General features: G+C 68.7%; 14 protein-coding genes and 4 tRNA genes. 10 read left to right on the plus strand and 8 right to left on the minus strand.

Translation table 11 applies throughout. The features are described 5' to 3' along the window. Entirely contained in the window at positions 1-1,317 is a 1,317-nt protein-coding gene (locus tag AC1RRS_RS07480) for an MFS transporter (protein ID WP_492854597.1), read from the minus strand. Positions 1,318-1,654: 337 nt separating this feature from the next. Between AC1RRS_RS07480 and AC1RRS_RS07485 the strand changes: the two genes are divergently transcribed. From AC1RRS_RS07485 to AC1RRS_RS07530, 10 genes are all read left to right on the plus strand, one after another. Continuing rightward, positions 1,655-4,444 (plus strand): TonB-dependent receptor, encoded by a 2,790-nt coding sequence (locus AC1RRS_RS07485; RefSeq protein ID WP_492854598.1) that lies wholly within the window; start codon positions 1,655-1,657, stop codon positions 4,442-4,444. A gap of 281 nt (positions 4,445-4,725) precedes the next feature. Next, complete coding sequence (locus AC1RRS_RS07490; protein WP_492854599.1) at positions 4,726-5,802, plus strand: helix-turn-helix domain-containing protein; 1,077 nt, start codon at positions 4,726-4,728, stop codon at positions 5,800-5,802. Between the two features lie 75 nt (positions 5,803-5,877). Next, on the plus strand, positions 5,878-6,309 hold the full coding sequence (locus tag AC1RRS_RS07495; protein WP_487290341.1) for an OsmC family protein: 432 nt from the start codon (positions 5,878-5,880) through the stop codon (positions 6,307-6,309). A gap of 43 nt (positions 6,310-6,352) precedes the next feature. Beyond that, a complete protein-coding gene (locus tag AC1RRS_RS07500) occupies positions 6,353-6,982 on the plus strand; it encodes a pyridoxamine 5'-phosphate oxidase family protein (RefSeq protein ID WP_492854600.1) in 630 nt (209 codons plus the stop codon). Positions 6,983-7,350: 368 nt separating this feature from the next. Beyond that, positions 7,351-7,947: a biliverdin-producing heme oxygenase gene (locus AC1RRS_RS07505; protein WP_492854601.1), complete on the plus strand. Its 597-nt coding sequence runs from the start codon at positions 7,351-7,353 to the stop codon at positions 7,945-7,947. Then, positions 7,931-8,335: a YbaN family protein gene (locus AC1RRS_RS07510; RefSeq protein WP_492854602.1), complete on the plus strand. Its 405-nt coding sequence runs from the start codon at positions 7,931-7,933 to the stop codon at positions 8,333-8,335. Before AC1RRS_RS07505 ends, AC1RRS_RS07510 begins: the two co-directional genes overlap by 17 nt. Positions 8,336-8,454: 119 nt before the next feature. Further along, positions 8,455-9,093 (plus strand): energy transducer TonB family protein, encoded by a 639-nt coding sequence (locus AC1RRS_RS07515; protein WP_492854603.1) that lies wholly within the window; start codon positions 8,455-8,457, stop codon positions 9,091-9,093. 140 nt (positions 9,094-9,233) lie between these two features. Beyond that, positions 9,234-9,701: an RNA polymerase sigma factor gene (locus tag AC1RRS_RS07520; protein WP_492854604.1), complete on the plus strand. Its 468-nt coding sequence runs from the start codon at positions 9,234-9,236 to the stop codon at positions 9,699-9,701. 80 nt (positions 9,702-9,781) lie between these two features. Continuing rightward, positions 9,782-10,723 carry a FecR family protein gene (locus AC1RRS_RS07525; RefSeq protein WP_492854605.1) on the plus strand — a complete coding sequence of 314 codons (942 nt, stop codon included), beginning with the start codon at positions 9,782-9,784 and terminating at the stop codon, positions 10,721-10,723. A 102-nt stretch (positions 10,724-10,825) separates the two neighbouring features. Next, entirely contained in the window at positions 10,826-14,296 is a 3,471-nt protein-coding gene (locus AC1RRS_RS07530; protein WP_492854606.1) for a TonB-dependent receptor domain-containing protein, read from the plus strand. 121 nt (positions 14,297-14,417) lie between these two features. Here AC1RRS_RS07530 and AC1RRS_RS07535 read toward each other — a convergent pair. From AC1RRS_RS07535 to recJ, 7 genes are all read right to left on the minus strand, one after another. Next, positions 14,418-14,494 (minus strand) — tRNA-Arg (locus AC1RRS_RS07535). 28 nt (positions 14,495-14,522) lie between these two features. After that, the gene (locus AC1RRS_RS07540) at positions 14,523-14,828 is read right to left on the minus strand and encodes an ETC complex I subunit (protein WP_492854607.1); all 306 of its coding nucleotides are present in this window, start codon (positions 14,826-14,828) and stop codon (positions 14,523-14,525) included. A 26-nt stretch (positions 14,829-14,854) separates the two neighbouring features. Further along, positions 14,855-14,931, minus strand: a tRNA-Pro gene (locus AC1RRS_RS07545). A 237-nt stretch (positions 14,932-15,168) separates the two neighbouring features. Continuing rightward, entirely contained in the window at positions 15,169-15,765 is a 597-nt protein-coding gene (gene cspD / locus AC1RRS_RS07550) for a stationary phase survival cold shock domain protein CspD (protein ID WP_492854608.1), read from the minus strand. 173 nt (positions 15,766-15,938) lie between these two features. Then, positions 15,939-16,013: transfer RNA gene (locus AC1RRS_RS07555), tRNA-Glu, on the minus strand. A gap of 57 nt (positions 16,014-16,070) precedes the next feature. After that, positions 16,071-16,145: transfer RNA gene (locus AC1RRS_RS07560), tRNA-Glu, on the minus strand. Between the two features lie 70 nt (positions 16,146-16,215). Further along, on the minus strand, positions 16,216-18,042 hold the full coding sequence (recJ, locus tag AC1RRS_RS07565; protein ID WP_492854609.1) for a single-stranded-DNA-specific exonuclease RecJ: 1,827 nt from the start codon (positions 18,040-18,042) through the stop codon (positions 16,216-16,218). Positions 18,043-19,114: the final 1,072 nt, after the last annotated feature.

Consider the following 19,114-nt stretch of genomic DNA (forward strand, 5'->3'; position numbering starts at 1 on the left):
TCAGGCCGCCTTCAGCTGCAGGCGCTGGATCTTGCCGACGATCAGGAAATAGGCCAGCACGGCGATCAGGCAGTGGGCGCCGACAAAGATCAAGGCGCCGTCGAACGAGCCGGTGGCCTGGACGATGTAGCCGATGACGATCGGGGTCACGATGCCGGCCGCATTGCCGAAGGTGTTGAACACCCCGCCGGTGACGCCGGCCATCTCCTTGGGCGAGGTGTCCGACACGACCGCCCAGCCCAGCGACGCCACGCCCTTGCCGAAGAAGGCCGCGGCCATGATCACGATGACCAGCCACTCCTGTTCGACGTAGTTGCAGATGACGATGCAGGTGGCGAGGATCATCCCCAGCAGCAGCGGCGTCTTGCGGGCGATGTCGAGATTGCCGGTGCGCTTGAGCAGGTGGTCCGAGATCATCCCGCCCAGCAGGCCGCCGGCGAAGCCGCAGAGGGCCGGCAGGGCTGCGGTGAACCCGGCCTGCAGGATCGACAGCCCCCGCGCCTTGACCAGGTAGATCGGAAACCAGGTGACGAAGAAGTAGGTCAGCACGTTGATGCAGTACTGGCCCACATAGACGCCCAGCAGCATTCGGCTGGTCAGCACCTGCTTGACGTTGGCCCAGGTGAAGGCCGCGCCGGCGCCTGCGGTCCTGTCCTCCATCCGCACCAGGCCGCCGCCGGCCTCGATGTAGTCGAACTCGGCCTTGTTGATCGTCGGATGCTCGACCGGGCTGTGGATCAGCTTGACGAAGAAGAAGGCCGCGACGATGCCGACCGCGCCCATGACCACGAACACTGAGCGCCAGCCGAAGCTGTGGGCCAGCCAGCCCATCAGCGGGGCGAAGGCGACCAGCGAGAAGTACTGGGCCGAGTTGAAGATCGCCGAGGCGGTGCCCCGCTCGGAGCCCGGGAACCAGGCGGCGACGATGCGGGCGTTGGCCGGGAAGGACGGCGACTCCGCCAGCCCGACCAGGAAGCGCATGGCGAACAGGGCCGCCGCGGCCGCGAAGCCGGTGAAGATCCCGGCGAAGCCCTGCAGCAGGGTGAAGAAAGACCAGAGCACGAGGGCGGCCGTATAGATCTTCTTCGAGCCGAACCGATCCAGCAGCGCCCCGCCCGGGATCTGGCCCAGGACGTAGGCCCAGGCGAAGGCCGACATGATGTAGCCCATGGCCACGGCGTCGAGACCCAGCTCCTTCGACGCCGACTGGCCGGCGATCGAGAAGGTGGCGCGGTCGGCGTAGTTGATCGTCGTGATGATGAAGAGCGTCGCGATGATCAGCCAGCGCACGCGCGTGCGCCTGGTGGATTCGGTCATGGACGCTCTCCCTGGGTCGCCGATCTGTCGTCGGCATCGTTCAGGGAAGGCTAGAGGGCGTCGCGGCGCAGGTCTAAGTCAATTCGCCTATGGACCGATCCACGGGCGACATGGATCGAACCGCGGTACGCATCGAAACCCAAGGGAATCAACAGGCCGGCCGCGCAGGTCTCGCCAAGCGCCCTTGGGGAACCCCGTCGATCTGTGCCGAACGCGCATAGGTTCATACCCGATTGGGATTGGCCCTCTGCTCGAACCCGTCCCTATGGTTCAGCCAACGAAGGAGCGGTCCGCCGCTCCCCAAAGCGACCCGCGAAGACGGGCATCGGGAGGGACCATGACGTCCAACAGGAATCCGCGCCTTCGCGCCGTGCTCGGCGCCAGCGCTTCGGCCTTCACGCTGCTGGCCGCCGCTCACGCCGCCGCCCAGGAAGCCCCCGCCCCGGCTCCGGCCCAGCCGGCCTCCGACGAGGTCGAGGCCATCGTCGTCACCGGCTTCCGCGCCAGCTTGCAAAGCGCCATCAATCTCAAGCGCAATGAAAGCGGCGTGGTCGACGCCATCAAGGCCGAAGACATCGCCCAGTTCCCCGACCTGAACCTGGCCGAGTCGCTGCAGCGCATCCCGGGCGTGTCGATCTCGCGCATCAACGGCGAAGGCCGCCAGATCACCGTGCGGGGCCTGGGCTCGGAATACACCCGCGTGCGGATCAACGGCATGGAGGCCATCTCCACCACCGGCGGCACGGCCAACAGCGGCGGCACCAACCGCGGTCGCGGCTTCGACTTCAACGTCTTCGCCTCGGATCTCTTCAACAGCATCGCCGTGCGCAAGACCGCCTCGGCCGACGTCGAGGAAGGCTCGCTGGGCGCTACGGTCGACCTGACCACGGCCCGCGCCTTCGACAGCCGCAAGCCCCAGCTCGTGCTGTCGGCCGGCGCCAGCTACAACGACCTGTCGGAGAAGACGACGCCCCGCGTCTCGGTCCTGGCCAGCAACACCTTCTTCGACGGCAAGGTCGGCGCCCTGATCTCGGTCGCCTACGAGGAGCGCCATCTGAAGGAAGAAGGCGCCAACATCACCCGCTGGGCCACCGGCGCCAGCAACGGCGGCTTCAACAGCGCCTCGACCGTGCCGGGCTACACCATCGCCCAGATCAACAGCGCCAACCTCTTCGCCCCGCGCATCCCGGCCTATGTCAGCTACGACATCGAGTCCAAGCGCCTCGGCGTGGCCGGCTCGCTGCAGTACAAGCCGACCTCCGACACCCAGGTCACGCTCGACGCCCTCTACGCCTACCTGGCCGGCACGCGGAAGGAGGCCCAGCTACAGGCGATCGGCCTGTCGCGGGCCAACACCGGCAAGCCGCAGACCATCATCCGCGACGGCGTCGTCGAGAACGGCAACCTGGTCTACGCCCGGATGGACAATGTCGATCTGCGCACCCAGTCGGCCTATGACGAGCTGAACACCGAGTTCAAGCAGTTCACCCTGTCGGCCACCCACGACTTCAACGAGCGCCTGCGGATCGGTGGCCTGGCCGGCTATTCGGACTCGACCTTCACCCAGCCGGTCTCGACCATCGTCACCTTCGACCGGGCCAACAGCCAGAACTACGTCTACGACTTCCGCAAGGGCCGCGCTCCGCAGATCCTGCTGGGCTTCGACCCGACCGACCCGACCAGCTGGGCCTCGACCAACGGCACCTCGGAAGTGCGTATCCGCCCGCAGTTCGTCGAGAACCAGTTCTCGACCGCCAAGGTCTATGGCGAGTGGGACCTCAACGACAATCTGCGCCTCAAGGCCGGCGTCGACTGGCGCAAGTTCGAGTACGACAGCTACGGCCAGTACCGGACCAGCGAGACCGTGGTCCAGACCCTGACCCCGGCCCAGCTGGCCTCGGTGTCGAAGGTGTTCAGCGGCTTTGGCCGCAACATGGACCTGCCGGCCGGCAACTTCACCAGCTGGCTGGTGCCCGACATCGACAAGTACGCCGCCCTGCTGAACATCTACAGCAACAGCGGCATCTACGCCCTGACCGACACCAACAACAGCTCGGCCCGGGGCCAGTACGGCGCGGTCGAGGAGCAGGACACCGGCGCCTACGTCCAGGCCGAGTTCAAGTTCAACGCCTTCGGCCTGCCGTTCCGCGGCGACGCCGGCGTGCGGCGGGTGCACACCCAGCAGGAGTCGGCCGGCTATGCGGCGGTCAGCGGCGCGATCCAGCGCGTCGAGGTCAAGCGCGACTACGACCTGACCCTGCCCTCGTTCAACCTGGCCGCCGACGTCAGCGACACCATCGTGGCCCGCGTCAGCGCCGCCCAGACCATCGCCCGCCCGGGCATCGGCTCGCTGTCGCCCGGCGGCGACGTGGCCGTGCAGGGCGCCAACCGCACCTACAGCTCGGGCAACCCGTACCTGACCCCGACCAAGTCGGACAATCTGGACTTCTCGCTGGAATGGTACCCCTCGCAGGGGGCGATGCTGGCGGTGGGCCTGTTCTACAAGCGCATCGACACCTTCGTGGCCACCCTGCGCCGCGAGGCCGTCTACAACACCCTGGGCCTGCCGGACTCGCTGCTGACCGGCACCGGCGCAACCTCTTCGGAAGTGTTCCAGGTCACCCAGCCGGTGAACAGCGACGGCGGCGACTTGAAGGGCTTCGAGATCAATCTCCAGCAGCCCTTCACCTTCCTGCCCGGCTTCTGGCGTCACTTCGGCGTGGTCGCCAACTACACCTATGTCGACTCCCAGATCGAGTATCTGACCTCGACCACGCCCGGCGCCCCGACCGTCAACGCCACTCTGGTGGGCCTGTCGAAGAACGCCGCCAACCTGACCCTCTACTACGAGACCGAGAAGTGGAGCGTGCGCGGCTCGCTGGCCTATCGCGACGGCTACCTGACCCAGGTGCCCGGCAGCGACGGCAACACCGTCCAGGGCACCAACGAGACCCTGAACGTCGATCTCCAGGCCAGCTGGAACATCCGCGACAACCTCAAGCTCTCGCTCGAAGGCGTGAACCTGACCGACGAGTTCAACGACCAGTACGTCGGCGATAGCAACCGCCTGAACGTCTACACCCACAGCGGTCGCCAGTTCCTGGTGGGCCTGCGGTACAACTTCTAGGCGCGACCTACCTCCCCCCGGCGCCTAGGCAGCCCGCGTCGCTCTCCTTCCAGGGCGGCGCGGGTTTTCTTTTCGGGAAGGGAGAGGCGTTCGCGAAAGCTTTGGTCGAAGACTTCAATCCGACGCGCAAAGCGCGCGACTGCGGAAACTCCATGTCTCGGGGCCATTTGAGGGCGTGGCTGGTAGGCCGCATCAAAATGGCGTCTGCAGCTTGGCCCGGGGGGGTCAGGACTGCATAAAAGGGGTCTGGGCCGACAGTCTGCCAACGGGGGATTCGACGCATGACGAACGGCGTCCAGGAGGATCGTCTGCCGCATCTGGCGGCCTGCATCGGCGCCGACTACGCCGATAGCTTCGCCGCCTGCCGCGAACTGCTGGCGACGATGTTCGAGCTGGAGGCGCCCTCGCCCGAGGCTCGCGCCGGCTACGTCATGGACTTCGCCCTCTACGACTACGGCCCGATCAAGCTGGGCATGTCGCAGGCCCCGGCCTCGATCATGATCCGCACGCCCCAGCTCATCGCCCGGACCGGCGTCGATCACTTCCATGTCCAGTTCTACCGGACCCAGGGCTTCATCCTCACGCTGGACGGCGCCGAGCAGGAGGTCAGGCCGGGCGACATCTGCATGCTCGACCTGTCCCGCCCGTCCGCCTTGCGCACCGACGGGATCGACAACCTGTCGGTCATCGTCTCCCGCGACCTGCTCCTGCCCCTGCTGGCCGACGCGGGCGATGTTCACGGGCTGATCCTGCGCCGCGACAGCGAGACCGGCGTCGCCGTCCGCGAACACCTGGAAGAGATGTGGCGGCAGGGCTCGAGCCTGACCATCGCCCAGGGACTGGAATGGAGCCACGCCACGGCGGCCCTGCTGGCCGGCGTCGTGCGGGCCAACAGCCAGAGCCGCGCGGCGACCCGCGCCGAGCTGCGCAGGAGCCAGTTCCGGGCCATCTGCCGGCGCATCGACCGGGATATCGGCGACCCCGGCCTTGGCCCGGCCGCCCTGGCCACCCAGTTCTTCGTGACGCGCCCGACCCTCTACCGCATGTTCGAACCGCACGGCGGCATCGGAAAATACATTCTTGGACGCCGGCTGACGGGCGCGTTCCGTGATCTGTCGGACCCGTCCCAGGCGCGCGAGAGGATCGCCGCCATCCTGCGTCGCTGGGGCTTCGAAAGCCACACCGCCGCCGGGCGCGCCTTTCGCGCCTCATACGGCATGACCCCCTCCAAATGCCGATCCCAGGCGCTGGACCTCCACAGAACCGGCAGTCTGGCCGGTGAAGCGGCCTTCGACATCCCGCCCGAGATGCCGGCAAACATCAGGGCGTTCCAGAGCGCCGCCGGGTCGAGCGCCTGAATACCGCTTTCGTTCAAGCCGGGAGGCGCTGATCATGGCTCTGTCGATGCGGCTTCAAGGCGCAAGGAGAATGCGATGAAGATCGTCAGGACAGGATCGGCCGCATGGAGCGGCGGCATCAAGGACGGCAAGGGCTCGATCTCGACCGAGAGCGGCGCCCTGCAGGACTATCCCTATGGCTTCGCCAGCCGGTTCGAGGGCCAGCCCGGCTCCAACCCCGAGGAACTGATCGCCGCCGCCCACTCGGCCTGCTTCACCATGGCCCTGTCCCTGGTGCTGGGCGAGGCTGGGCTGCGGGCCGACCAGCTGGACACCTCGGCCAAGGTCACGCTGGAGCAGGTCGACGGCGGCTACGCGATCACCGCCTCGCACCTGACCTTGAAGGCCAGGATCCCCGGCGCCGACCAGGAGACCTTCGAGAAGCTGGCGGCCGGCGCCAAGGCCAACTGCCCGGTCTCCAAGCTTCTGAAGGCCGAGATCACCCTGGACGCGGCGCTGGTCGACTAGGCCCGCCGGCCGCGCCCAGGCCTAGCGCGATGAGGGACTCTTCGTGAGCCGATACAGCTTCCTGGACCTCGCCAGCTCGGCGAGCGTGAGATCCGCACAGGCCGAGATGGGCGTCGATCATCTCTGGACGCCCGGGCAAGTCGATCGACAGTTCGAGGCGTTCACCGCCAACGAAGAGGCCTTCATCGCCGAGCGCGACAGCTTCTACATGGCCAGCGTGTCGGAAACCGGCTGGCCCTACGTGCAGCATCGCGGCGGGCCGCCCGGCTTCCTGAAGGTCATAGACGAGACCACGCTGGCGTTCGCCGACTACCGCGGCAATCGCCAGTACATCAGCGTCGGCAATCTGGACGCCGACGACCGCGTGGCCCTGATCCTGGTCGACTATCCCCGGCGCGCCAGATTGAAGATCCTGGCCCACGCCGAGCGCCTGGCGCTCGACGCCGATCCGGCGCTGCTGGCGCGAGTGTCCGACCCCGGCTACCGCGCCAAGCCGGAGCGCATTTTCCGGCTGCGGCTGGCGGCGTTCGACTGGAACTGCCCCCAGCACATCGTCCCACGCTTCACCGAGGCCGAGATCTCCCGCGCGATCCAGCCGCTTCGCGAGCAGTTGGAGGCGCTGGAGGCCGAGAACCGCGCCCTGCGCGAGCGCCTGGGAGAGGCCGGGCGCTAAGGCCCACGACCTTCCCAGGCGAGATGACCGGCCGCCAGTCGCCGTTGAAACCAAAGATGGCTTGTCGCCTTCGGGGATCCTCTCGATTATTGAGAACGATTCTCATAAAAGGGCGCCCATGACCGTACTCGCCGCAGCCGCCACGACGCCCCGCGCCCGAGCTTTCAGCCTCAAGCCACTGATGTTCGAGGCCTTTGCCTGTTCGCTGTCGATGATGGCGTTGTCGCTCTAGGCGGCGCGGCGCCTTCAAACGCTCATCCAGCAGATTCTGGTTGGGAAACCCCGCTCGGGATTCGTCATACCCATGAGGCGCGACCGCGACGCGATCGCGGACGCGCCCCGAAGCTCCCCACGCTCCGGAAGGCCCCATGAACGCCCACGCCTCGATCCACGACCCGTCCCGCGCCAAGCGGCTGAAGGCCCGCACCCACACCACCCACGAGCAGCTCGACAGCCGGATCATGTCGCTGGAGCCGTTCCGCGACCGCGTCCGCTACGGCCGCTTTCTGAGAGCCCAGTGGGGTTTCCACCACGAGATCGACGCGCTCTACGCCCATCCCGAACTGGCGGCCCTGGTCCCCGACCTGCCGGAACGCCGGCGGCTGGAGCTTATCGCCCAGGACATCCACGACCTGGGCCAGCCGGCGCCGAGGGCCGTCGCCCCGCCGGTGTTCGGCGCGGGACCGGTCGACGTCGCCGAGGCCTTCGGCTGGCTCTATGTGGCGGAGGGTTCCAACCTCGGCGCGGCCTTCCTGCTGAAGGCGGCGGCGCCCCTCGGCCTGGACGAGACCTTCGGCGCCCGCCACCTCGCCCCGCATCCGGGCGGCCGAGGCCGCCACTGGCGCGGCTTCGTCGCGGCCCTAGACGGCCTGGCCTTCGGCGACGTCGAGGAGACCCGCGCGGTCGATGGGGCGGCGGCCGCCTTCCGTCGGGTGCGGGGCCTGGTCGATGACGCCTTCGCCTGACCCGGCGCGTCCGCGCCTGGCCCGCTGGATCTGGCTGATCCTGGGCTTCACCTGCGTCGCGCTCGGCTTCGTCGGCGTCTTCGTGCCGCTGATGCCGACGACGGTGTTCCTGATCATGGCCGCCGCCTGCTTCGCCCGCTCGTCGCCGAGGCTCGAGGCATGGCTGCTCGAACATCCGCGCTTTGGCCCGACGCTGCGGGCCTGGCGGCGCGACCGGGCCATCCCGCCTGCCGCCAAGCTCATGGCTTGCGGCGGCATGGCGACGGGCATGGCGGTCTTCTGGTGGGCGGCCCATCCGAAGCCGCCGCTGCTGCTGGTCGTGGCGGCGGTCATCGGCCTGTGCGCGGCCTATGTGGTTTCACGCCCGTCGCGAGGCGCGCGGGGGTGAAGCCGATCGCACTGCTTGAAGGCGACAGGCCCCTGCCCTGGCGGGCGTCAACCACCCTCGCCCCGGCCTGGCCCACCGCCTCGCCCCGGCGCGGCTCTCGTGCGGTTGTAGGCCTGACAGTGTCGGTCGGCCTGCACGCCGCCCTGGCCGGCGCCCTGCTGTTCGGCGGCTTTCATCCCGACTTCGTCGCCCCGCCCCCGGTCGCGCCGATGGTGGTGGAACTGGAGACCACCTCGCCCCCGGCCCCGCCGCGCGAGGTCCCCCCCGGCCCCGAACAGGTCGAGCGTCAGGCTTCCCGGCCCACGCCACCGGATCCACCGCCGGTCAAGCCCGCGCCGAACGCGCCCGATCCGGCGTTCTTCACCCCGCCGCGCCCCAACGCCCCGACCGACCCGGGTCCGGCCGCGCCCGAGACGACCGCGCCGCCGGTGCAGGCCGCGCCGGCCGCGCCTCGCGCCGCCAGCAACGCCGTCGCCACCTGGGAGGGACAGGTGCTGGCGGCGCTGGAGAAGAAGCGGCGCTATCCGCCCGCCGCCCAGCTGCGCCGCCAGCAGGGCGTGGCCCACGTCCGCTTCCGCATGGAGCGCGGCGGCAAGGTGCTGTGGGCGCGCCTGGAGCGCTCGTCGGGGTTCGTCGAACTCGATCGCGCCGCCGTGGAGGCGCCCAAGCGGGCCCAGCCCATGCCCCCGATCCCGAACGACCGTCCCGATCAGCTGGAGCTGGTCGTGCCTGTGGAATTCTTCATCGGCGCGCCTTGATGGGGCGGCCATGACGGAGTGCGCCCAGGTCGTGACCGATCGAAATATTGAGAATGATTCTCAACTGATCTAACTAGACCGTCCCCACTGATTCACCCCCGGTCATGCCCTCCCTCGCCCAATCCCTTACGGCGCTACTCGTGTCGGAGCATGCGGCCCTGCTGCGACGCACGACGCGTATCGTCGGCAGCCTGCCGGCCGCCGAGGACGTGCTGCAGCGGCTGTGGCTGAAGGTGCAGCAGATCGAGGACGTCGCCGTTCGCAATCCTCGCGCCTACCTTTTCAAGCTGGCCTCGAACCTGGCCATCGATCACCGGCGCGCCGAGGCCGCCCGCCAGCGGATCCAGGCCAAGGCCGAGACCTATCTGTGGGGACCGACCGCGTCGGCGTCGGCCGAGACCAGCGTCATTGACCGGCAGGCGCTCGCCCGAGTGCTTGAGGTGCTGGAGGCCCTGCCCGACCCTGGCAGGACGATGTTCCGGCTCAACCGTTTCGAGGACAGGCGCATCGTCGACATCGCCGCCCTCTACGGCGTTTCGACCACCACCGTGGAAAACCACCTTCGCCGCGTGCTGGCCCGCCTGCGGGTCGCGCGCGAAAGCGGATGAGAAAACATCGTCGCCGGCTTGGGACGACGCCGACCGCAAACGTCTAAGACGAGAGTTCACCTCTGGAACGAGAACCATCCATGGCCGGCGGCGCGACGCCTCCCTCAGACGCGATCGAGCAGTCCGAATACTGGATCGTGCGCCTCGCGTCCGGTTCGATGACGGCCGACGAGATGACGGGCTTCGAGGCCTGGCTGGCAGCCGACGCCGAGAACAGAGCCGCCTTCGAGAGCACGCGAACCCTCTGGCGCAGTCTGGAAGATCGCGGCGGCCGGGTGGTGGCGCTGCGCCCCCGCCGGCCGCTGGTGCGTTCGCCCGCCGCCTGGGGCGGCGCCGTCGCGGCCTGCCTGGCCCTGGCGGTCGCCGCGCCCCAGGTCGGCCAACGACTCCTGGCCACCGACGCCACCTCGGCAGGCGAGGTGCGCAGCCTGGTGCTGCCGGATGGCACCCACGCAGTGCTGGACACCGGCAGCGCCATCGCCGTGCGCTATAAGGCCGGCGAAAGACGCGTCGATCTCCTGCGAGGACGCGTCTGGGTCGAGGTGAAGCACGACGACGCCCGCCCCTTCAGGGTCGCGACCGCCGACGGCGTCGTCGAGGACATCGGCACCGCCTTCGAAGTGGCGCGCGACGGGCGAGCCGCCGAGGTTTCGGTGACCGACGGCTCCGTCCGGGTGGAGACCGGCCATGGCGACCGCAAACTGGTGCTTCAGCGCCGACAGCGCGCGCGCTTCGGCGCCGACGCCGGCCTCCAGCGGCTGGACGACGCCGACGAGGAGGTCATCGCGGCCTGGCGGCGCGGCTACATCGTCGTCGAGGACGCGCCCCTGGCCGATGCGGTCAAGTCCGTGGCCCGCTATCGCTCGGCTCCGGTGCTGGTGCAGCCGGGCCAGGCGGCCAGGACGCCGGTCAGCGGCATCTTCCTGACCCAGGCGCCGGACGACGCCCTGAAGGTGCTGGCCGACATGGCCGGCCTGCGCCTGATCCGCCTTCCCGGCGGCGCGGTCGTGCTGGCCAAATAATTCTCACCCTGCCGTTGGGTGAAGCGACGCGGCGAACGTCAAGGCTTTGAAATGCGAATGCGGAGCAATCGCATAACGATCGCCCTACCGCCTGGAGCCTCCATGCCCTCTCGTACCTCGTCCCGTCCGCTGCGGGCCTGCCTGCTCGCCACGGCCGCGATCCTGATCGCCCTCCCCGCCGGCGCGGCCTTCGCCCAGTCGCCGACGGCCCAGCGCGCGGGGACGATCGACTTCGACATCGCCGCCCAGCCACTGCGACGGGGCCTGCAAAGGTTCGCCGAGCAATCGCGCGTCCAGGTCGGCTACGCCAAGGGCGTGCGCGCCGATGCGCGCGGCTCGGCGGTCAAGGGCGCCCACACCCCCGCCCAGGCGCTCAGCCAACTGCTGGCCGGCACGGGCCTCGACTATCGCTTCACCTCGCCGACCACCGTGATCATCGACAAGGCCCCCGACGCGGCGGGCGCCGTGCAGCTGGGCGCCCTGCGGGTCGAAGGGGCGAGCGGATCGACCGGCGACGGCGGGGCCAGCGGCGCGCAGGGCGTTGGCGAGGCAGGCGACGGCGCGGCGAGCGACGCTGTCCTGGAGGCAGGGACCTATCGCGGCGCGGGGACCTCGGCCTACCTGTCGCAGGACAAGATCGAACGGTTTCGGGGCTCGTCCACGGGCGACTTCCTGAGCGGTGTGCCGGGCGTGCTCAATGCCGAAAACCGCAACTCCGGCGCTCTCGACGTCAACATCCGCGGCATGCAGGGCCAGGGCCGCGTGCCGGTGGTCATCGACGGCGCGATGCAGGAATCGACCGTCTATCGTGGCTATGCCGGCATGGCGGGCCGGACCTATCTGGATCCGGCCCTGATCGGCGGCGTCACGATCGAAAAGGGACCCACGGCGGCGGCCGACGGCACGGGCGCGACCGGCGGCCTGCTGCGCGCCCGCACCCTCAACGCCGGCGACATCGTCGCGCCGGGCGGATCGTGGGGCCTGATCGTGCGCGGCGGCCTCAGCGGCAACAACGGCACGCCCCCGACCAAGGTCACCGTCGGCGGCTCCGAGCCGGCCGTCCGCAAGTTCGATCGCCCCGACACCCTGGCGTTCAACGGCCGCAACGCCTCGATCGCCGGCGCCTACCGCGCCGACCGGTTCGACCTCGTGGCCGCCTACGCCACCCGCAAGAACGGCAACTACTATTCGGGCTCGCAAGGCATCTCGCCCGACGCCTGGAAGGGCGGCGCCAACCGGTTCGGCTATGAGGAGCAGGTCATCAACTCCTCGCAGGACAACACGTCCTACCTGCTGCGCGGGGTGTTCCGGCCGACCACCGCCCACACCATCGACCTGTCGTACATGCGCTACGAGACCAAGTTCGGCGAGATGAAGCCCTCGCAGCTGATGTACGGCGACACGCCCTACCAGACGAACTCGGACATGAAGGTCGACACCTACACCGCCCGCTATCGCTACAGGCCCGAGGGCGACCTCGTCGATTTCCGCGCCGATCTCTGGGCGTCGCGCGTCGACAGCTTCGTCATCGATCCGGTGCGCTTCAACTTCGGCGGCGGCGACATCTACAATTCCGACAAGTTCGCCGCGACGCTGTCCAACCGCCACGGCCTGACCGTGTCGAACACCTCGCGGTTCTCGGGAACCGCCGGCTCCCTGGCCCTCGCCTACGGCGCGGCCTATGACCACGAGGACTTCGGCAAGTCCAAGGACTGGGACGAACTGAACGCCCGCTATCCCGGCGCGGCCTGGGACACAACGCTCGACGGCTGGCGCCGGCAGTACAGCGCCTTCGTGAGCGGCGAGTACAAGCCCGCCCCCTGGGCGACCTTCACCGCCGCCGCCCGCTACGTCGAAACCGTCGTCCAGGACCACAAGACCGGGACCAGCTGGGTGCAGGGCGGCCTGCAGAACCGTGACAAGGCCTCGGGCGTGGCGCCGATCATCTCGGTCGTCGTCGAACCGATCCCCGGCCTGCAGACCTACGCCCGCTACGCCGAGGCGTTCCGCTCGCCCAGCCCGTTCGAGGGCGTCGAAGGCTTCTCTGGCTCGACCAATCCCTACAGCAGCCTGCGCCCCGAGCACGCCCACAACACCGAGGTCGGCGTGAACTACCAGCGGCTGGGCCTGTTCACCGGCGATGACCTGCTGCAGGTGAAGGCCGGCTGGTTCCGCAACGACGTCACCGACTACATCACCCTGGGCAGCGAGACCCTCACCGCCCCGAACGGCAACTACACCGACATCCTGGTGCGCACGAACATCCCGCGCGTCACGACCCAAGGCGTGGAGTTGTCGGCGCGCTACGACATGGGCCTGGCCTATGTCGAGCTGGCCGGAACCGAGTACACCGAGGTCACCAGCTGCTATCGCCAGACGCCGACCCAGAACGTGCGCTGCTACGATGGCATGCCGCAAACCAGCCAGTCGTGGTTCGTCAATCACGTGCCGCCCAAGCGCACGATGTCGGCGACGGTCGGGACGCGCCTGATGGACGAGAACCTCCAGCTGGGCGCGCGCTACGTGAAGGTCGAGCGCCAGCCGGCCTATGAGACCGTCGACCTGTTCGGCAGCTACCGCTTCAGCGACAAGGCGACCTTCACACTCACCGTCGACAACGTGTTCGACCGCTACTACGTCGACGCCCTGACCCTGGGCGAAGGCGCCGGAATCCTGCCCGCGCCGGGGCGCACGGTGCGCGTCGGCTTGGTCAGCCGGTTCGGCGACGGCCAACGGCCCGCGCCCTCCTCGGCGCTCGACCGGGTGCGGGGCTACGCCGCCGGCGCGCTGGTCCAGTCGCCCTTGCAGGACTTCGACGGCGACTGGAGCGGCTTCTACGCCGGCGCCGACTGGGGCTGGAAGTTCATGCGGGCCAAGGGCGAGACCCACAACGCCAACGGCGCGACCAGCGTCGTGGCCGCTTCCGAACGCACAGATCGCCAGGTCGAGACGCCCCTGGCCGGACTGCACTTCGGCTACAACCGCCAGCTACCGTCGGGCCTGGTGGTCGGCGTCGAGGTCGAGGGCGAACTGGCCCGGGGCCGCGGCAAGAAGGGCTTCGTCTCCAAGGAACTCGACACCGGCCGCTATGACCGCAACGAGATCCTGCAGGCGGAATACGCCTATCGCTACGACGGCGGGGCCTCGGCGCGCCTGCGCGTCGGCCAGGCGGTGGGCCGGGCGCTCTACTACGGCACGGGCGGCCTGACCGTGACCCGCGAGGAGCAGACCCGGACCCAGTTCCGCTCGACCTCGGCCAGCGCGGCCTATCCCTTCGGCTTCACCACCCGCCCCTACTTCACCGAGACGGCGGACAAGACCCGCGCCGGCCTGGTGCTCGGCGGCGGCGCGGAGCTGGCCTTCAGCAACCGCGTTTCGCTGCGCGGCGAATACCTCTACGGCTACTATCCGGAGACGAGCTTCCGCTTCGACCGCGCCAGCCAGAACGTCAATCGCAGCTACACCAGCGGCGGGGTGACGACGCCCGGCGGCGTCGATGTCGCGGTCGGTCGCGACGCCAAGAACCGGCTGGAGACCCACAGCCTGCGCATCGGCCTGAACTACAGCTTCTGATCACATGACCACCAGGAGGCAGGCTCGAACCTGCCTCCTGGGCGGCCACTCAACGCCTTGCGGAGTAAGGGATCGTAGCCTCGGCGGCCCTGGCGTAGTGCGTCGTAGTCTAGCGTAAGCTTGGCGCGCCCTGCAGGATTCGAACCTGCGACCGTTCGCTTAGAAGGCGAATGCTCTATCCAACTGAGCTAAGGGCGCGCGCTGGCCAGCTTAGCCCGGGAGACCCTCAGTGGGTCCAGGGCTGCTTGCGGTTGGTCGCGAAGTTGTCGGCGTAGGCCTTGATGATCCGCTTGGGAACCTTGGGTTCGAAAAGCTGGAACGAGATCTCGTGGCGCTGGGCGTAGGCGATGGCCTCGTCGCGGGTCTCGAAGGTCAGGCGGACCTGGCCGTTCATGTCGCTCGACTGGGTCCAGCCCATCAGCGGATCGGACTTGCGGGCCGAGGTCGGTTCGAACTCGAGCACCCAGTCCTTGGTCTTGGCTCTGCCCGACTGCATGGCGTTCTTGGCGGGACGATAGATGCGGGCGAGCATGGACCTCTCCAAACGGCTCCAGCTGGTGGTCGGAGCGGCAGGATTCGAACCTGCGACCCTCTGCTCCCAAAACAGATGCGCTACCAGGCTGCGCTACGCTCCGGACACCAGCAAGGGGTTGCCTTGTAAGCGATTTCCGATTCTACGCAACAGGACAAAAGAGCAGCAGCACCAACTTTGTGGGCAGCCTGATGTGGGCCCTTCCCCGCCCCGGGCCAAGTCCTCGGCCTTTCGGCGAGATGCGACGCCGCGGATCGTCCAGAAGGGCCAGGAGCGCCTCGCTGAAGCCGCGGAACGGGCGACGAGCCTGATGGGCCCCTCGCCGTCCCGGAAAGCAGCCTCAGGCCGCCGTGATCTCGGCGACGACCAGGCCCTTGGGGCCCTGGGCGAAGCGGACCATGACGTCGTCGCCCGGCTGGAGGTCTTCGAGGCCGCCGCGACGCAGGGTCTCGATGTGCACGAAGATGTCGCCGGGGGCCTCGTCGCGGACCACGAAGCCGTAGCCCTTGGTGCGGTTGAACCACTTGACCTTGGCCCGCTCGGGCGGACCGACGGCTTCGAGGGACTGGCGCGACGCGCCGCCGCCGAAGCCGCTGCGCAGGCCGTCGCGACGGGGCGCGGCCTCGTCGAAGGTGCGCCGGGGGCGCTCCAGCGGCGGCGGGGCCGAGGTCTCGTCGAGATCGACGACCTCGCTGACCTGCCAGCCCTTGGGACGCTTGACCACGTCGCAGACGATCACGGCGCCTTCCAGCGCCGACTCGCGGCCGCAGTTGCGCAGCGAAGTGACGTGAAGCAGGACGTCCTTCAGGCCCGTCTGGCCCGGATCGTCAGGAACGATGAAGCCGTAGCCCTTTCCGACGTCGAACCATTTCACGCGGCCGCTGATGCGTACGAGATCCTCGTGCGCCGCCGATGCATCCAAGTCGTAACCAGACATTCCGCCCCTCTGGCTCGCCCAAACAGCCCAAAGGAGCGAGCGCCACAAGAATAACACTGTTCTCGCGGAGGGAGAGCCGTCAATGGCCAAATGATGCAGAGAGCGCGCAATGCGAAAGGCGCGACGTTTAGTCGCGCCTTTTGTATGCTGTCAGAAATTTTGAACGCTGCGGTTGGTAGTCCCTAGGGGAGTCGAACCCCTCTCTCCAGAATGAAAATCTGGCGTCCTAACCGATAGACGAAGGGACCACTATGCTTCGAAGAAGCAGGTAATCCGCAGCAGTTCAAAAGTACAGCCCTCGCGGCTGGTAGTCCCTAGGGGAGTCGAACCCCTCTCTCCAGAATGAAAATCTGGCGTCCTAACCGATAGACGAAGGGACCATCTCGCCGCGAGAGAGCCGGGGATATACAAAGGCTCCCCGGAGAGCGCAAGCGGTCAGATGCGTTTTTTTTATTCCGTCCACATCCGGGGATCGGCGGCGTCCTCGATCTCCAGCTGGACCTCTTCCCGACCCATGTAATCGTCGGGTTTGAGGCGGCCGACGACGTGCAGCGCCCCGCCACCGGCCAGCAGCCGACGGCCAAGATCGGTCTCGGCCGAACGCCAGGAGACGGCCTTGATGCGGTCGCCCGACGGCCCGACGAGGTCGACTCGCACGTGGCCGCCGCGCAGGGCCATGACCCGTTCGGGGCGCACGCCGGTCAGGGCGAACAGCGGCTCGACATTGCCGGGCCCGAACGGGGCCATCTGCTGGAACTCGGTCCAGAGGGCGCGATTGGCGGCGCGCGGCTGCACCAGGGCGTCGATCTCGACCGCCTCGGGGCCCACCTCGGCCATTTCGCCGGCCAGGGCCTCCTCCAGGAAGGCGCGCAGCTCGGGAATCGAATCGGGACGCACGGTCAGGCCCGCCGCCATGGCGTGTCCGCCCCCGGCCATCAGGATCCCGGCCTCGAAGGCGGCCTGCACGGCCCGGCCCAGGTTCACCCCCGGCTGCGAGCGGCCCGAGCCCTTGGCTACCCCCGCCGCCCGGTCGATGCCGATGACGATGGTCGGTTTGCGATAGCGCTCGCGCAGGCGGCTGGCGACGATGCCGACCACGCCGGGGTGCCAGTCCTCGCCGGCCACGACGATAACCGGGGCGTCGGGATTGAAGTTGCTGCCGCGCTCGAGAATCGCCGCGGCCTCCTCGACCACGGCCGCCTCGACGGCCTTGCGCTCGGTGTTGAGCGCGTCGAGCTCTTCGGCCAGGGCCTGGGCTTCGAGCGGGTCGTCGGTCGACAGCAGGCGCGCGCCGAGGTCGGAGCGGCCGATGCGGCCGCCGGCGTTGATCCGCGGCCCCAGGATGAAGCCGGCGTGGAAGACGCTGGCCGCCCCCTGCCCCTTGGCCACCTCCAGCAGGGCCTTGAGCCCCGGATTGGCCCAGTTGGACATCACCCGCAGGCCGGTGGCGGTCAGAGAGCGGTTGAAGCCGACCAGCTGGGTGACGTCGCAGACCTCGCCCAGGGCGGTCAGGTCGAGCCATTGGCGCAGGTCGGGCTCGGGCCGGTCCTCACTGAACAGCCCGCGCTTGCGGGCCTCGCGGTTGAGGGCGACCAGCAGGATGAAGGTGACGCCGGCGGCGGCCAGCACGCCCTGCCCGCTCTGGCAGCCCGGACGGTTGGGATTGACCACGGCGGCGGCGGCCGGCGGATCCTCGCGCATCAGGTGGTGGTCGATGACCACGACCTCGAGGCCGATCGTGGCGGCGCTGGCGATGGCGTCATAGGCGGCCGCGCCGCAGTCGAGGGTGACGACCAGCTCGGCGCCCGACTCGCGGATGGTCTTGAAGGCGGCCGGGCTGGGGCCGTAACCCTCCTTCAGGCGGTCGGGGATGTAGATCGGCAGCTCGACGCCCATGTGTCGGAACCAGCGCACCAGCTGGGCGGCGCTGGTGGCGCCGTCGACGTCGTAGTCGGCGAAGACCATGGTCGGCCGGCCCTGGACCAGGGCGTCGATCAGGATCTCGGCGGCCCGGTCCATGTCGGTGAAGCTGGACGGGTCGGGGAACAGCGACTTCAGGGTCGGCTGCAGGTAGTCGCGGGCGCTGGCCTGGTCGATCCCCCGCGCGACCAGGGCCCGGGCCAGGGGCTCGGACAGGCCGTGCAGGCGGGACAGGTCGCGGACGATGGCGGGATCGGCGGCGCGCTCGCGCCAGGCGCGGCCCGACAGCGAGCGCGTCACGCCCAGGAAGGCGGTGTCGGCGTCGGCGGCGACGGGAACGGCGTGACCGTCGGCCATGGGCTAAACCAGCCTGAAATCAGCGTGTTGGGGCATGGGACGAGCCTAGCCGGTTTGGGGGATTCGATCCATTGCACGCCGGTGCGGCGGAAGCGGACGTGGCTCCCTTCTCCCGTCCCCAGGAACCTCCCCCTCTGGGGGAGGCGATCGCGTAGCGATCGGTGGGGGGGTATGGGTGCGAAGACGGCCGACGCGGAAGAAGCTGAAACCGTCCCCCCACCGGCCTTCGGCCGCCTCCCCCACAGGGGGAGGTTCCTGGGGATGCGGACACGGCTTCTCGTTCTCCCGCGCGAAGGCGCGTTAGGTCGGGGAGGCGCGGAGCGGCCGGGCGGAGCCCGGAGACCGTATGGTTTGTTTGCGTTTCGGCTTCGTCAGACCGCTCCGCCGCACCGTAGGCTCGAAGGACCGGGGGCGCGGGCCTCTTTCAGCCCTGGACCCGGTTGTCCCTCGGACGGGCAGGACCAATAGCCCCGCGGTGATCCGGCGGCGCCTCGGCTGACCCTGTTAGGCCGGTTTGAAACGATCCCGACCCTGTCGACCCGCAAGTCTCGTCACCGAACGGCTGGCGGCCCAATCACGCCTTCTGAGCGATCCTGCAAACCCGCCCTTCCCATGACGCTCCAAGCGGCCCCGCTCGATGCGATCCGCAGCCGCTAACTCGGGCCGGTACCAAGAGCCCTCCCCATGGCTGGGATGGGGATGATTATGGGGCGGCTCGAGTGAGGGAGGATAAGTTGGGGTGATAAAGTTGTAGGGCGTTGAGTTGGTTGGACTCTTTTCCGATTACGCCGTGCGAGCAGCGTGCGTATCCCCGACCCTTCTCCCCTTGCGGGAGAAGGTGGCGGCCGAAGGCCGACGGATGAGGGGTCTCTCAGATGGGAGACGCTCCGCCCGGCCTGACCGCCGCACGCAGCTTTGAGTTTTGAGAGACCCCTCACCCGACCTCGCTCCGCGAGGCCACCCTCTCCCGCAAGGGGAGAGGGACGAGTTGTGCAGCTTTCGCGGGGATGGCGGTTTACCCCCTCACCCTCCCACGCTTCGCGTGGGCCCCTCCCCTCTCCCTATGGGAGAG

Source organism: Caulobacter sp. GW821-FHT12A07 (assembly GCF_058807655.1).